Source organism: Synechococcus sp. W60.3 (assembly GCF_047502615.1).
In the GTDB taxonomy this organism is placed as follows: domain Bacteria; phylum Cyanobacteriota; class Cyanobacteriia; order Thermostichales; family Thermostichaceae; genus Thermostichus.
In genome coordinates this window covers 1-14,425 of the sequence record NZ_JANSHJ010000009.1, presented here as the reverse complement: position 1 = coordinate 14,425, position 14,425 = coordinate 1, and the positions used below count along the sequence as shown (strand labels likewise).

Genomic DNA, 14,425 nt, shown 5'->3' with positions numbered 1-14,425 from the left:
TCATGATAGCTAGTCTGCCGCCTTGACAGCAAGTTTTTAATAATCTGTAACAATTTTCTCGGGAATTGCTCAGGCTTGCGGAGATCGCTTGCCGGCGGAGTAGGCTAAGTAGGAGACTCAAAGCGGAACGAGCAGTCCCCATGGAACGCCTGATCAACACCTTCAGCAAAAACTTCTCCACCTGGAGCCGTCGGTTTCTGGTGCAGGCCGGCGACGGTTTGGCCAGCCTGAAAGACACGGCTTTAGATAATGGCAATCTGCTCCTCTGCAAAGCCCGCATCGCGCTTGCGGATGCCAGCTTCACCACCCTGCGGGCGCTTCGGTCTCGCTTTGGTTCTGGTCGCTAGCTGCCCAAATCTTGCAGCCGGTAGAGGTGGGCGTAGAGCCCGTTGAGGGCCATGAGCTCGGCGTGGGATCCCTGTTCTTTCAGTTCCCCTCGCTGCAGCACGAGGATGCGATCCACGTGGCGGATGGTGGAGAGGCGGTGGGCGATGATCAGGGCGGTGCGATCCCGCAGCAGGGTTTCCAGGGCGGATTGGATCAGGGCCTCGGTGCCCACATCTAGGCTGGCGGTGGCCTCGTCCAAGACCAAGATTTTCGGATCCCGCCACAGGGCCCGCACAAAGCTGATGAGCTGTTTTTGGCCGCTGGAGAGGTTGCTGCCCCGCTCCCGCACGGGGGTGGCGTAGCCCTGGGGCAGATCGCGGATGAGCTCGTGCAGGTGGAGTTGACGGGCCACCCGCTCCACTTCTGCCAGCTCGCCCTCCTCTCCTAGAGTGATGTTTTGCTGGATATCTCCAGAGAACAAGAATCCATCTTGCAGGATCACGCCCAGGTGACGGTGCAGCTCGGCCTGAGGCAGGTGGCGAATGTCCACGCCGTCGATGCGGATGCAGCCGCGAGTTACTTCGTAAAGGCGGCAAAGTAGGCGAATGATGGAGCTTTTGCCAGCGCCGGTGGGCCCCACGAGGGCGACCTTTTCGCCGGGGCGGATGGTGAAGCTGAGGTCTTTGAGCACCCACTCGCCGGGGTTGTAGGCAAACCAAACATGCTCGAACTGCACCTCTCCTTTGGCGGTTGGGGGCAGGTGGCGGGGGCTGACGGGATCCCGGATGGCGACGGGCAGGCGGAGGATGTGGTCGATGCGTTCCACGGCGGTGAACCCCGCCTGCAGGGCGGTAAACTTTTCCGCCAACTGGCGCAGCGGGTTGAAAAAGCGCTGGGAAAAGAGGATGAAGGCGTAGAGGCTGCCGAAGGTGAGAGGTTCTCGGGGCAGGGATCCCAGCCACTCCCCCCTGCCGGCTGCCAGCACCTGCTGCCCGCCCACCCAGAGGAGAGCGGCCACCGCCAGCCAGGCAACCCACTCCAAAACGGCGGAAAGGGCAGCGTCGTAGAGGATGGTCTGATCCACCTCTTGGATGTAGCGGCGGTTGATGGTTTGAAAAATCTCGCTGTTGAGCCGCTCCCGCCGAAACAGTTGCACCACGGCAATGCCCAAGACGTTTTCCTGGATCCAGGCGTTGAGCTTAGAGAGCTCTTCCCGCACGCGAAAGTTGGCATCGCGAAAGCGGCGCTGCAGCTCGACCACTACAGCGCTGGCTGGCAGGACGATGAGGATCAGCAGCAGGCCCAGATCCCAGCGCTGGCTGAGCATCACCACCCCGATTACCAGCAGGGTAAAGAGGTCGCTGACGATGCCGACCGCGCCGGTGGAAAACACATCTCCCAAGGCCTCCACATCGCTGGTGATGCGGGTGATCAACTTGCCCACCGGGGTGCGATCGAAAAATTGGGCCGGCAGGGCCAGCACGTGGGCGAAGAGATCGTTGCGGATGTCGCGGGTTATCAACTGCCCCAGCTTCTGGCTGCTATACCCTTCCAGGGCCTGAAAAACCCAGCGGGCCAGCAGGGTGAGGATCAACAGGCCCGCGTAGGGCCAGAGGCCGGCGAGGATCCCACTGTCGCCTTGGGCAAGCGCTTGGGCGATGGGGCCGTCCAGGGCCCGCTGCAGGATCAACGGCTGCACCGCATCGGCTAGGGCCAGGGGCGGCAAAAAGGCCAAGGCCGCCAACAACAGCTTCAGGTGCCGACGGGCATAGGGCCAGAGCAGCCGCAGCAGCCGCCAGTCGCTGCGGGGATCCCTACTCAAATCGGCATCGGGGGAAGAGGTGGCAAGGCTCACGGACTTACACCCAAAAAGATGAAGACGACTCATGGAGAGCCCTGATCTACTCTAAGCTCTCTCCCTGATGAGGCTTGGCCCTCACCCCCGTCCCCTCTCCCTCTGGGAGAGGGGGGTTGGGGGCGCCGCTTGTTGCTGGGGGACAGATGGAAAACCGGCGGTTTCAGGGCCTGCCGGGGCAGGTTTCAAAGAGGCCTAGAAGACAAGCCTTAGCGGAAGCCGTTGCTCTGCTCCCGCAACTGGGCAGAAAACTGAGAGGGGATCAGCTTAGTGCCCACCCCGGCATCGGTCAGTAGCTCCAACAACAAAGAGTGGGGGGATCCCCCGTCCAGAATGTGGGCAGCCCGCACCCCCTGCGCTAGAGCGCGAATGCAACACTGCACCTTGGGGATCATGCCCCCTCTGACCACCCCTGTCTGGATAAGCTGGCGGGCCGTCTCGATATCCAGGAGCGTAATCAGGGAGCTGGGATCCTCAGGGTCTCTGAGAATGCCAGGGGTGTCGGTGAGAAGGATCAGCTTTTCTGCCCCCAGAGAGGCCGCCAGCTCTCCCGCCACAGTATCGGCGTTGATGTTGTAGGCTTGGCCTGTCTCGTCGGCGGCCACGCTGGAGATCACCGGGATCTGGCCGCCCTCCAACAGAGTTTGCACCAACTGGGGGTTGATGCTGCTGACTTCCCCCACAAAGCCGATTTCCGCCCGGCCCTGGGAGCGGGCTCGAATCAAATTGCCGTCCCGCCCGCACAGCCCCACCGCCGAGCCGCCGGCCAGGCTGATGAGCTGCACGATCTGTTTGTTGACTTTGCCCACCAGCACCATCTCCACCACCTCCATGGTGGCCGCATCGGTCACCCGCAGGCCGTCCACAAACTTGAAGGGGATGTCCAGCTTCTGGAGCCAACTGTTGATCTCCGGCCCCCCGCCGTGCACCAGCACCGGCCGAATGCCGACACAGGCCAGAAAAACAATATCCCGCAGCACCTCGGCCCGCCGCTCCTGGTGCACCATGGCGGCGCCCCCGTACTTGATGACAATGACACGGCCCTGGTACTGCTGGATGTAGGGCAGAGCCTCGATGAGGATCTGCGCCCGCGTCAGGGGATCACAGGCCACAGCCTGCGAACCGGTCGCCGCGGGAAGAGAAGCGTTGGTCTGCACTGCCGGACGTCCCTCACAACACGAAACCTTGACCCAGAAGATCGTAATATTGCCTGCAGACAAACGTCGGGCTCCGGGTTAGGTTTTTTGCAAGCGGCAGCCCCTCTCTTTGCCAAACAGCAAGGCGCTCGCCGGCCACTGCCAAAAACAGCAAGCCATTAGCTGCGCAGGGTAACGGGAAAGTGTTTTTCTAGCTGCGCCCTCACCTGGTTTTGCGCAGCTTCCACCTCGGCATCGGTGAGGGTGCGATCCGGAGCGCGGTACACCAGTCGGAAGGCGAGGCTGCGCTGCCCCGGCGGTACCCCTTGGCCGCGGTACTCGTCGAAAAGCTGTACCGACTGCAGCAGAGGGCCTGCCGCCTGGCGGATTACTTTCTCGATGTCTGCCACCGACAGCTCCAGCGGCGCAAAGAAGGCGATATCCCGATCCGAGGCCGGAAAAGGCGAAAAGGGGGAAAATTGCACTAGGCCCCGCTTCTCCAGGCTGGCCAACAAGGGATCCAGATCCACCTCAAACCCATAGACCTCCTCCGGCAAATCCTTCTCCTGGCAAAGGCGGGGGTGCAACTGCCCAAATAGGCCAATGCGGGATCCCTCGATCCAGATGCCGGCCTGGCGACCGGGGTGCAACAGCGGCGATTGCGCCTCGGGGGGATCGGGGCGAAACTCAGAAGTAAACCCCAGCCGCTCCAGCGCCGAGACCAAGAGCCCCTTAGCCTCAAACCAGTCCATGGGCCGGCTGTGGTGCCGCCAGTCATTGGGGTTGAGATCCCCGCCCAGGATGCCGCCCAAGTGCTCCGCCTCCTGATAGGGCTCAGGGCTGGAGGGAGGGGCATAGGCAAAGACGTGGCCAATCTCAAAAGCCTGCAGCGGGCCGTTGCCCTGATCCCAGTTGAAGCGAAAAGCCTCCACCAAGCCCGGCAACAGCGCCTTGCGCACAGCGGAGTACTCGGGGGAAAGCGGATTGGCGATTTTGACCAAGGAGCTGTCCTCCTCTGCCGGACAGAGGGAGATGTGGTACACCTCCGTCAGGCCGATGCCCCGCATCACCTCGCGAATTTGCCGGGTCAAAGTTTCCCGTGCAGAGAGGGATCCCACCTGCGGCTCCGTGGGCAGGGTTTCCGAGAAGCGGTCGTAGCCGTAGAGACGGGCAAATTCCTCAATCAAGTCGATCTCCCGTTCGACATCCCGCAGGCGGTAGGGGGGAACAGACACCTGCCAAACGCAGCCGGCCACGCCTGCTGTCTCCGTAGCAGGGAGGGGGGGAGCCTCCGGGGCAACTGCCTGACAGCGGGAAAGCTGAAAGCCCAAGGCCGGCAAGATCTCCTCCACATCCTCTGGCCGCACCTCTTCCCCCAACACGTCGATGAGGCGCGACAGCCGCAGCTTCAGCGTCCGCTCCAGCGGTGGCCGTTGGTCAAAGGTGGTGAGGCCAACCACCGATCCTCCCGCCAGCTCCAAAATCAACTGCACCGCCCGATCCCGCGCCAGGTCGAGGGTGGCAAAATTAACCCCCCGCTCATAGCGGGCCGAGGCTTCCGTGCGCAGTCCCTGCGAGCGGGCCGAGCGGCGCGTCACCACCGGGTCGAAGAGGGCGGCCTCCAAAAAAATGCTGGTGGTGGCCGAGCTCACTTCTGTCTCTTCTCCCCCCATCACACCTGCTAGGGCTACCGGCTGGCCGCCGGCCACGATGAGATGGCTTTCAGGGTGCAAGGTGCGGGTTTGGCCGTCCAGGGTTTTCAGGGTTTCTCCCGCCTGGGCAAAGCGCACCTCAATAGTGGGCTTCTTCTTGCCCATGACCTGCAGCAGGCGATCCCAATCGAAGGCGTGCAGGGGCTGGCCCCATTCCAGCAAGATCAAGTTGGTAACATCGACAACATTGTTGATGGAGCGCATGCCAGCGGCGGCCAGGCGATGCTTGAGCCAGTCGGGAGAAGGGCCGACCTTCACTCCCTCGATCAACACGCCACTGTAGGCGGGGCAGGCCTTGGCGTCGGCAATGCGCAGGTTGAAGTTGGGGATGGGCTTGGCCTGTAGGGGCTGAACCGGCGGCAGGCGCAGCGGGTTGCGGGTGAGGGCGGCCACCTCGCGGGCGATCCCCACCATGCTCAGAGCATCGGCGCGGTTGGCGGTGGAAGTGAGATCCAACACCACATCGTCCAGGCCTAGCAGCGGGCGGGCGTCAGACCCCAGCGGGTGGGCCTTGAGATCCAAATCAGGCGGAAATTCGTGGATCCCTTCCGAAGCCCTCTCCAGCCCCAGCTCGGCCAAAGAGCAGATCATGCCTTCCGAGAGCACTCCCCGTTTCTCCGCTTTGGCAATGGTCAGGTTCACAGCGGGCAGATGAGTGCCCGGCGTGGCCACAGGAACCAGCAAGCCGGCGCGGGCGTTGGCCGCTCCGCAGACGATGGTGGCCGGTTGCTCAGATCCCAAGTCCACCTGGCAAACGCGCAGCTTGTCAGCATTGGGATGGGGCTCGGCGGCTAGGATCCTGCCCAGCACCACCCCTTCTGCCCAACTGCGGCGATCTTCAATCTCCTCCACCTCAAACCCCACCAGAGTGAGGGCTTCTGCCAATTCTTCCGGGGAAAGCTCAAAGTCCACCAATTCCCGCAGCCACTTCAAGGAAATGCGCATCGCTGAGCCATCGCTGCAAACGCCGCACCCATTATCGCTCACTCCGAGTTCGGGCCAAAGGCAAGCAAGGCGCGCAAACTTCCCCTCGCAGGTAAGATGGTTACGCCGTGCCGAGGTACTGGCATCGAGGCAAGACGGCGCGTCTTTCAGGCTGTGGATGTGGGTATGGGACAACGGCAACTCTTGCGCGGGATCCTGATCGGTCTGGGCCTTCTGGCTGCCCTGGTGGTGTGGGCTATCACCTGGCTGCTCACCCAAAGCCCTCTGGCTTTGTTGCTATCTCGCCCGGCGCTGCCGCCGATTGTGGGCCTAGCTCCCCGTTCCACCCAGGCGCTGTTGCTGCTGGCCGCCCCTCTCGAGGATTTGCAGGCATTTTGGCAAGCGGCAACCCCCGCTTCCCAGCGACGCGCCACTCGTCAGCAGTGGCGGAAGTTTTTCTCCGGCGCAGGCCCGGGCTGGTTGGGAGCCATGCTGGCCGGGGGAGCCCTGGATTTCGAGCGGGAGGTGCAGCCCTGGCTGGGGAAAAGCACCCTCTTGGCCAGCTTGCCGGAGTGGGGCACCTTGGTTGCCTTGGAAACTCGCGACGCGGCGCTTGCCCAATTCGAGCTGAACCTGTTGTGGGAGCGGCAGAGCTTGGCCGGCTTGCCAGTGCAGGTGGATACCTACAAGGGCATTCAGGTGGTGTCCAGCCCGCTTCCGGAGTTGCAGGGGTTCACGGCAGCCCTTTTCGGCGAGCGCTATGTGCTGCTGGCAGAACAGGCTGCTGCCATTCGCGCCGCCATCGATGCGTGGCAGTTGCCGCAGTTGTCGTTGGTGAGCAAGCCGCAGTTTCGGCAGGTGATCCAGCCGCTACAGGAGGCGCATGTGGGTTGGGCTTTCTGGCAAAATCCGGAATCGCCCTCTCCCGACGCTCTGGCGTTGCAGGCAGTGGGGCTGGGGCTAGGGGTCAACTTTCGGGGGTTGGTGGCCGAAACTGCCGCCCTTTGGCATACGCCTGCTGAGTTCGCTTTGCCGACGGTAGAAGCTTTTCATCCGCAGGTTATTCGGCATCTGCCCGACGAGACGCTAGCGCTAATTTCCGGACAGAACTGGGCCAACCTTTGGCAGAGCTTGGGGCGGATGCAACCCCTGAGCCTCTTCGGCCTGCGGCTGGATCCCGGCCAATGGCTGCAGCAGTTGCAATTGCAGGTGGAGCTGGACTGGCAGCACTTGTTGCCGGAAAGGGGAGAGTTCGCCCTTGCCTTTTTGCCCACGGATGGGGAACTGGCCTGGCTGTGGGTTGGCAAGAGGCCGGATGCGCCAACGCTGGATGAGCGGGCAATCGCCCAGGGCTGGCAGGTGGTGTCGATTGCAACTAAGCATGGCACCGCCACTGTCTGGAGCAAGCCGGCGGCCCAGCCGCAACCCCAGCCAAGCCACTCCACGCCGCGAGAAGACATCCCCCTCTTGGCCGGTGGGCTGCTGCAGGTCAGCGGCAGGGGAGGCTCTCCCCGGGTGCAGGCGGCAGAGGCTCTTCCCCAAGCCCTGCCCGCCATCCCGGAAGCATCGCCTCTCTCGGCCCAGGTGTACCACACCGACCGGGAAGGCTACTCCTACCTGGCTTCTTCTTTGGCGGCTTTGGAAGCGGCCCTGGCGGATCCTCCCTTGAGCGCCAGCCGCGCCTGGCGCAGCCTGGTGGCCCCCCTGCCCCACCGCAACCTGGGCTATGGGTACGGATCCCTGGGGGTTCTACCGGAAACTTGGCTGCCCCAACTGCAGGGATCCCGCTGGTCGTCCACGCGCCTGGCCTTCGCCACCACTGCCCTGACGCTGTCCGAGGCTCCCTATCCGGATCGGGGGCACTGGCTCCTCCAGAGGGGCAAGCTATTTTGGCAGTGGTACTGAGTGGAGCCCGTCAAATTATCCAGGGATCCCGGCAGCCGGGGTGAATGTACTTGCCCAAGTAGAGCTGGTTGCCCGTCTCGTTCCACTGCACAAAGTCGAAAATTTGGGTGAGCAGGAGCATTCCCCGCCCTGACTCTTCCGTTTCCAGGATGCCGCAGCGGCAGCGGTTTAGCTCCTCCTGGGGACGAAAGCCGGATCCCTGATCCCGCACCAGCCACTGATAAAACGGCTCGGAGCTGGCGTATTCGACGATCACCCTCTTGTTGGGATCCAGGCCATTGCCGTGGCGAACGGCATTGATGATCGCCTCTTGCAGGCCCAAACGCACCTCCGCCCTCCAGGGGGGGGGAACTTTGGCAATCAACAAATCCAGAACCGGCTGGGTATAGAGGGTGGAGGGAAAGCTGATAACGCTCCAGGAGCAGTGGGCTGGCTTGAGGGAGAGGGCAATCACAGGGGCAGTCGGGGGCACAACGCTCTTTTTCCATCCTAGCCAATCCCCGTTGGCCTCAGCCCGGTCGGGCCAGATTCCGGCAGGGATCCTTTTTGGCGTACCATCTTGAGTGGTAAAGCTCTTCGCGGTTACCCTGATCGACTATGGTGATCAAAGTTGGGGATAAGGTTAGGGTGCGCTCTATTCAGGATCGCGGACAAGAAGAGGTGAGCGCGCTGGTGGGCAAGGAGGCTGTGGTGCTGGCACGGCGGGTGGTCGATGGCAGTGGCATCGGCTACATTTTGGAATTTCCCGATCGCTCCCGGCACTGGTTTTTCGAGAGCGAGCTGGAAGTGGTCGATTCCGGCCACGCCAAGGATGAGCCGAGTTGAGCAGTCTGGCTACCGGCTAGACAGTGGATTAGTGGCAGTTGCGGTGTCGGATCCTCTCTGCGTGTAAGTTGCCGCAAGGTGGCCGCCCCAGCTCTCAGTTTCCTCAAGCCTACATTTCAGCTTCAGGTAGCCGGCCTGGGAGATGCCGTTCTCTTTTCCGATGGAGTTCTCGCCATATCAGGTTGGGAGCATCAAGCTCAGGGCCGCTGTTGTCCCGTTGCCGTTGTCTGGATAAGTGGTCGTGGCTTCTCTTCCCCATTTGAATCGTCGTTTGCTGGCCCGCCAGATGGCCGCCCAGGTGGATGGCCTGACCGTCAAAATGGCTGCCGCTGCTCTGGAGGCAATGCTAGACAGCATCAGCCAATGTCTGGCGGAAGGAGGATCGGTGCGGCTGGCGCGCTTTGGCACCTTCTCGTTGCGCTACCGCCCGGCCCGGCAAACCTATCACCCGCGCACCAAGGCCCCCATCCACATCCCCGCTGCCCAGGTGCCCCATTTCGTCCCCAGCCCGGAACTGGGGCGACCCAGGAGGGATCCCCAAGAAGAAGCGGAAGCGCTGGCATCCGTCTAGAATGGCCGTTTTGCTCTGGTTTCGCACCGATTTGCGCCTGCTAGATCACCAGCCGCTGACGCGGGCTTGCCAGCAGGGATCTCTCCTCATTCCCCTCTATTGCCTAGATCCGCGCCACTTTGGACAGACGGCCTTTGGCTTTCCCAAGACCGGCTCTTTCCGCGCCCAGTTCCTGCTGGAGAGCCTGGCCGACCTGCGGCAGCAGCTCCGGGCCCGCGGCTCTGACCTAGTCATTCGCCAAGGCCAGCCGGAGCAGGTGATCCCGGCCCTGGCGCGGGAGTGGGGGGTGGAGGCCGTCTATGCCCACGAAGAGGTGGGCACCGAGGAGGAGGCGGTTGCTGAGGCCCTGCAGCAAGCGCTGCAGCCCTTGGGGATCCGGCTCCATCTGGACTGGGGTCACACCCTCTACCACCCCGAAGATCTCCCCTTTGCCCTGGCAGACCTGCCGGAGGTGTTTACCCGCTTTCGCCAGCAGGTGGAAGCCAAGGCCGAGGTTCGCGCTCCCCTGCCCATCCCCTCCCTGCCGCCCCTGCCGCCAGGGCTGGACCCTGGCCCTCTGCCCACTCTGGCGGAGCTGGGGTTGAGCTTGCCGCCGCCGGATCCCCGCGCCCGCTTTGTCTATACCGGCGGCAGCACCGCTGCCCAGGCGCGCCTGCAGATCTACATCTGGGATCTGGATCGGCTGCGCGTCTACAAAGAAACCCGCAACGGCATGCTGGATCCCAACGACAGCTCGCGCCTTTCTGCCTGGTTGACGTTGGGTTGCCTTTCTCCTCGCACGGTGTATGCCGAAGTCAAGCGCTACGAGGAGGAGCGGGTGCGCAACGAATCCACCTACTGGCTGGTCTTCGAGCTGCTGTGGCGGGATTACTTTCGCTTCATCCTGGCCAAGCATGGCGCCAAGCTGTTTCGTCCCTCGGGGATCCAAGGGATCCCCATCCCCTGGCAGCAGGACTGGGACCGCTTTCAGGCTTGGTGCCGCGGCGAGACCGGCTACCCTCTGGTGGATGCCAACATGCGGGAGCTGGCCGCCACTGGCTTTATGTCCAACCGCGGGCGGCAGAATGTGGCCAGCTTTCTCACCAAGAACCTGGGGATCGACTGGCGCTTGGGGGCGGAATGGTTTGAATCGCTGCTGATTGACTACGACGTGGCCAGCAACTACGGCAACTGGAACTACACCGCCGGCGTGGGCAACGATGCCCGCGGCTTTCGCTACTTCCACATTCCCAAGCAATCCCGCGACTACGATCCCCAGGGCCACTACTTACGCCACTGGCTGCCGGAGCTGGCCGGGATCCCGGGGGACAAGATCCACGAGCCCTACCGCCTCAGCGCTGCTGAGCAAAAGCAGTTTGGCGTGCGGCTGGGGGTAGACTATCCCCGCCCCGTGGTGGATTTGGGAAAGTCCCTGCAGGCCAGTCGGCGGGCTTACGAAGCGGCCCTGGCCCGCCACCGTGGCGGCTAGGAGGATCCCCTCGAAACGGGAGTGGCGGGCTAGGGGACGACGCGGCTAAGACGCCGCAAGCCAGGCAGGCCAGCATCCGCCACCACCAAGCTGCCGTCTGGCAAGGCAAGCAGAGAGCCAGGCCGCTGGAAGCGAGCTGAGACCACCGGGCCATCCTGCCAGCCCGGCTCATCCCCCCCGGCCAGGGTAGAGACCTGCCCGCTGGGCTGAAGACGGCGAATGCGGCGGTTGTCTTGGTCGGCCAGCCAGAGGACCCCCGCACTGTCGAAGGCCAGCCCCGCAAGGGTTTGAAAACGGGCCTCCGCCAGAGGGCCATCGCGGTAGCCTGCTTCCGCCTGGGAGAGGGTGGTCAGGTGTCCGTTGGCAGAGAGCCGGCGCAGGCGATGCCTATCGGCAATCCAGAGGTTACCCGCCTTGTCCACTGCCAGAGCTGTCGGCTCCAGAAGCTGGGCTTGCTCTGCCGGCCCATCGGCGGATCCCGGCTGGCCGGTGCCAGCCGCTGTGGTGACCTCGCCAGCGGGGCTGATGCGGCGGATGCGACGGTTGGCGCGATCGGCCACGTAAAGGCTGCCGTCTAGACCCAAGGCCAGGCCAAAGGGCTCGCGAAACTGCGCCTCGTCGCGCTCCCCGTCGCGGTAGCCGGCTACACAAGTGCCGGCAAAGGTGGTGACCTGTCGCTGGCGGCTGATGTGGCGTAGGCAGTGGTTGCCGCTGTCGGCCACCCACAATCCTCCCTTGGGATCCCAAAGTAGCCCTTGGGGGGAGTGAAACTGGGCCTGCTCCGCCACCCCATCCCGGTGGCCGGCCTTGCCGCTGCCCGCCCACACCTCCAGTTCCCCTTCGGGGGAAAGCCGGAAAATGCGGTGCTGGGCCGGGTCGGCTAAGTAAAAGAACCCCTCGGGGTCTGCGGCAATGCCGCCGATCTGCTGCAGGAAGATCCCGGCCTCCCCTTCGTTATCGGAGCTGCTGCCCTCCGGCTTGGCTGCCGCAGCGGTGCGGCCATCGAGGAGGGTCTCCACTCGCCAGCCCAAGGCCGCCGTAGGAGTGGGGGTGGGAGTGGGCCACTCGTAAACCCAGGTTCCTAGTCCTTGTCCTTCAGCGTCGGCCACCGCCACCCAAACGGTGCCGGAAAGGGAGGCTGGCGGCATCACCGTCAGACTGTTGCGGCTGCGCGAGCGAATTTCCCCCCTCAGGATGCGCTCCGGATTGGCGGCTGAGGCAAAAAGAACGCTTTCCACCCGCTCCAGATTTTCCCCCGACAGCAACAACGGCTGGCCAGGCGCCGGCACCCCTGCCCCTGCGTGCAGCAGCGGCACTTCCACCTCGGAGAGCACCAGCAGGCTCAGGCGGCGACTGCTGCTGTCAGCGCTTCCAGAGCGGGCAGAAAGAGTCAGGGATCCCTTTCCTTGTGCCAAGGTGGTGGATCCCCGGTAGGCAATGGCGCTGAGCTCCGCTTCCCCGGCAGGTGGGTTGGTAAAAGTGAAGGTGGCCGGCTGCCCTAGGCGCAGGGGCGCGTTGGCGGTCTGGCGATAGCTGCCCAGGGTAATGCTGAGATCGATCCCCTCCACCCCCGGCCAGGTGGGGGTACGAGCCAGCCAGCGATCCACCTCGGAGGCAGGGAGCTGGGCCACCAGATCGGATCCTTGTTCCTGGAGGAGCAGGACGATGCGGTTGTTGGGCACCGCCAAACCCGATTGGCGGGCCTGTTCGAGTGTGAGAGCGGCGGGGGCGAGGGGAGTTGGGGTGGAAACCGGCTGCAGGGCAGAAGGGGAAACGACGCTGGGAGACAAATTAGAGGAAGAGAGCTCGCCGCAGGCCGAGAGGGCCAGCACCAGAGCACTCAGCGCCGGCAAAGATAGCGGTGCAGGGGAAGCCCGTCGTGGCATGATGCAGCTCATCCTCTCCCACAAACTGGGAAGCGGCGGGAACCCAAACCTCCATGTCGATAGCAACTCACGTAAAAGCCGGCAGAAATTGCCCCGCTACTTTTTCTGCGGACAGCCGCGCCCCACCGCCTGCTCGGCATAGGGAAACCCCTCAGCCAGCCTCGCAGGCCTTGAACCCTAACCCTATCCATGCTTAAGCCGTCTCACCCAAGGGTGAGTTGCACTCCTCACTTCTTAATATCCTTACTCAAATCCCCGTCGAAAAGCCAGATGGCAATCGGATGCTCGCCAAGCCATGTTCGTTTTTGTCCGCTCGATATCCCAGCCTCTTCGAGCAGAAGCCTCCAGCCCGGTGGAAGGCCGGGGCTAACCTATGGGTCCGGAATTGGCCACCCTCGCGGATAGATCAAATAGACGGTACCCCCGGAGTGGGCCAACCACAAAGGCTCTAGCTGGTCGCGGCGGTAGGTGCGGCGAACTTCTTCGTTGGTCTTGGCCGCCGGATCGTGGAGGATGGGATCCCCTTGGCGGTCAAACCCCACCAGCACCGCCAGATGGCCGTTGCTTTTGGGGATCGGCGCCCCCTCCAGCTCGCCCTCGCCCCAGGCATAGCTGAGGATAGCCGGCACGCCGGCCGCGATCCAGGCTTCTGCCTGGGCCAGGCTCTGCAGCCGCGCCACCACGCCGGCCAAACCCCGCTCGGCGGCATGAGCCACGTTGAAGGCCCAGTTGCCGTGGCCCTGGTAAACCCGGTCGTACACCCCGGCCGCCGCGGCGCGCACCAACGGCTCACAGGGGGGGGGATCCCGCTGCCAGTAGGCCATCACCATCGCCAAGGCAGTGGGGCTGCACCAAGCTGCTCCCCCGTCGGCATAGACCATTTGGGAACACAAGGGCAGCTCCAAGACCTGGCCCCAGCGGCTGGGATCCCCAGGGGAGAGGCGGTCGGGCTGGGCCGGCTGGTTGGAAAAGGCAACCGCCACCTGATCCACCAGGGGAGAGCGGCCCGCCTCTTGCGTGAACAGGCGCACCCTGACTTGGAAAGCCTCTGCCCCGTTGTGGGTATCCTTGAGCACCAACAAGTCCGTGTGCAGGTTGCCATCTGCGTCTTCCTGCCCGCGCACGGAGTGGCTGGCCAGGGTGGGCGGATCGGCAGCCCACACGCCGGCGTGATACCACTTCGTCCAGCGCCCCGCAAGCTTGGCCCGGATCTCCACTTCTAGCCAGGTGCCGGGAGGGGTGGTGGCATTCCAGGAGACGATTGCTTCCACCAGAGGAAAGCTGGCGGGAACTTCCGGGCTGATGGCTTCTCCCACCCAATAGCTGCCGGGGGGATGAAAAGGACGTCCGCGCAATGGCGACTGCGGCTCCTCAAGGCTGACTTCTTGCCGCCAGCTCTCTGGATCTAAGACCAATTGCCCTTGGGCGTTCAGCCGGATCCCGCGGGCTGACCAGCCCTGAAAACCTTGGGGGGCATGCCAGCGCTGCAACCTGGTGCGATAGGGGGAGTGGCGCTGGGCTTGCATTGTCAAGAGTCCTGGAGAAGTTGCAACCGGCTGGGCCAACGCGGGCAGGAGCAGCACAACGCCGCTGACCAGCCCAGACAGCCTTTGCCAGGAGTCTTTGCCTTGCGGCAGCATTGTCGGCTTGCCCCCACTAATAGTGCGACACCGCCGGATGCCCCTTAATGTACCAGCGCCAGGGAAGCTCTACCCCGCGGGTAATGCCGATGCGGGTAGTTTGGACAATGGGGAACTGTGCCTCCCAAGCAGGGGATCCCTCTAGCCAAATGCCTTCCTGGCCGGCTTCCGCCCGC

12 protein-coding genes are annotated in these 14,425 nt (G+C 63.6%); 5 read left to right on the top strand and 7 right to left on the bottom strand.

What is annotated here, in order from left to right; all coding sequences use genetic code 11:
• Window positions 1-140: 140 nt before the first annotated feature.
• Window positions 141-347, top strand: coding sequence for a hypothetical protein (locus tag NW846_RS04860; protein WP_041438058.1), 207 nt, complete (start codon window positions 141-143; stop codon window positions 345-347).
• On the opposite strand, the gene NW846_RS04855 is transcribed toward NW846_RS04860, so the two are convergent.
• The 3 genes from NW846_RS04855 to pheT form a co-directional block, all read right to left on the bottom strand.
• Complete coding sequence (locus NW846_RS04855) at window positions 344-2,182, bottom strand: ABC transporter ATP-binding protein (protein WP_414515438.1); 1,839 nt, start codon at window positions 2,180-2,182, stop codon at window positions 344-346. The two genes, NW846_RS04860 and NW846_RS04855, sit on opposite strands and share 4 nt — an antisense overlap.
• Before the next feature lie 209 nt (window positions 2,183-2,391).
• Window positions 2,392-3,294: an acetylglutamate kinase gene (gene argB, locus NW846_RS04850; RefSeq protein ID WP_011429220.1), complete on the bottom strand. Its 903-nt coding sequence runs from the start codon at window positions 3,292-3,294 to the stop codon at window positions 2,392-2,394.
• Between the two features lie 203 nt (window positions 3,295-3,497).
• A complete protein-coding gene (pheT, locus tag NW846_RS04845) occupies window positions 3,498-5,975 on the bottom strand; it encodes a phenylalanine--tRNA ligase subunit beta (RefSeq protein WP_011429219.1) in 2,478 nt (825 codons plus the stop codon).
• A 96-nt stretch (window positions 5,976-6,071) separates the two neighbouring features.
• Here pheT and NW846_RS04840 point away from each other — a divergent pair, with 96 nt between their 5' ends.
• Window positions 6,072-7,859, top strand: coding sequence for a DUF3352 domain-containing protein (locus NW846_RS04840; RefSeq protein WP_240530349.1), 1,788 nt, complete (start codon window positions 6,072-6,074; stop codon window positions 7,857-7,859).
• Between the two features lie 10 nt (window positions 7,860-7,869).
• Here the strand turns inward: NW846_RS04840 and NW846_RS04835 are convergent, their stop codons facing one another.
• Window positions 7,870-8,331 (bottom strand): ATP-binding protein, encoded by a 462-nt coding sequence (locus NW846_RS04835; RefSeq protein WP_414346628.1) that lies wholly within the window; start codon window positions 8,329-8,331, stop codon window positions 7,870-7,872.
• Between the two features lie 155 nt (window positions 8,332-8,486).
• Here NW846_RS04835 and NW846_RS04830 point away from each other — a divergent pair, with 155 nt between their 5' ends.
• From NW846_RS04830 to NW846_RS04820, 3 genes are all read left to right on the top strand, one after another.
• Window positions 8,487-8,684 carry a cytochrome b6f subunit family protein gene (locus NW846_RS04830; RefSeq protein WP_414346629.1) on the top strand — a complete coding sequence of 66 codons (198 nt, stop codon included), beginning with the start codon at window positions 8,487-8,489 and terminating at the stop codon, window positions 8,682-8,684.
• Between the two features lie 241 nt (window positions 8,685-8,925).
• Window positions 8,926-9,255: an HU family DNA-binding protein gene (locus NW846_RS04825; RefSeq protein ID WP_240527754.1), complete on the top strand. Its 330-nt coding sequence runs from the start codon at window positions 8,926-8,928 to the stop codon at window positions 9,253-9,255.
• Between the two features lies 1 nt (window position 9,256).
• Window positions 9,257-10,723 (top strand): DASH family cryptochrome, encoded by a 1,467-nt coding sequence (locus NW846_RS04820; protein ID WP_414346631.1) that lies wholly within the window; start codon window positions 9,257-9,259, stop codon window positions 10,721-10,723.
• Between the two features lie 29 nt (window positions 10,724-10,752).
• On the opposite strand, the gene NW846_RS04815 is transcribed toward NW846_RS04820, so the two are convergent.
• The 3 genes from NW846_RS04815 to NW846_RS04805 form a co-directional block, all read right to left on the bottom strand.
• On the bottom strand, window positions 10,753-12,621 hold the full coding sequence (locus tag NW846_RS04815) for an NHL repeat-containing protein (protein WP_414515435.1): 1,869 nt from the start codon (window positions 12,619-12,621) through the stop codon (window positions 10,753-10,755).
• A gap of 359 nt (window positions 12,622-12,980) precedes the next feature.
• Window positions 12,981-14,249 (bottom strand): peptidase C39 family protein, encoded by a 1,269-nt coding sequence (locus NW846_RS04810; protein ID WP_011429212.1) that lies wholly within the window; start codon window positions 14,247-14,249, stop codon window positions 12,981-12,983.
• Between the two features lie 16 nt (window positions 14,250-14,265).
• A partial coding sequence (locus tag NW846_RS04805; RefSeq protein ID WP_414515489.1) for a DNA-3-methyladenine glycosylase occupies window positions 14,266-14,425 on the bottom strand: 160 nt, incomplete at its 5' end.

What these genes read in the sequence shown, in the direction of transcription:
- pheT (WP_011429219.1), bottom strand. Translation starts at nt 5,975, where the DNA reads ATGCGCATTTCCTTGAAGTGGCTGCGGGAATTGGTGGACTTTGAGCTT.
- NW846_RS04820 (WP_414346631.1), top strand. Translation starts at nt 9,257, where the DNA reads ATGGCCGTTTTGCTCTGGTTTCGCACCGATTTGCGCCTGCTAGATCAC.
- NW846_RS04815 (WP_414515435.1), bottom strand. Translation starts at nt 12,621, where the DNA reads ATGAGCTGCATCATGCCACGACGGGCTTCCCCTGCACCGCTATCTTTG.
- NW846_RS04840 (WP_240530349.1), top strand. Translation starts at nt 6,072, where the DNA reads ATGGTTACGCCGTGCCGAGGTACTGGCATCGAGGCAAGACGGCGCGTC.
- NW846_RS04810 (WP_011429212.1), bottom strand. Translation starts at nt 14,249, where the DNA reads ATGCTGCCGCAAGGCAAAGACTCCTGGCAAAGGCTGTCTGGGCTGGTC.
- NW846_RS04860 (WP_041438058.1), top strand. Translation starts at nt 141, where the DNA reads ATGGAACGCCTGATCAACACCTTCAGCAAAAACTTCTCCACCTGGAGC.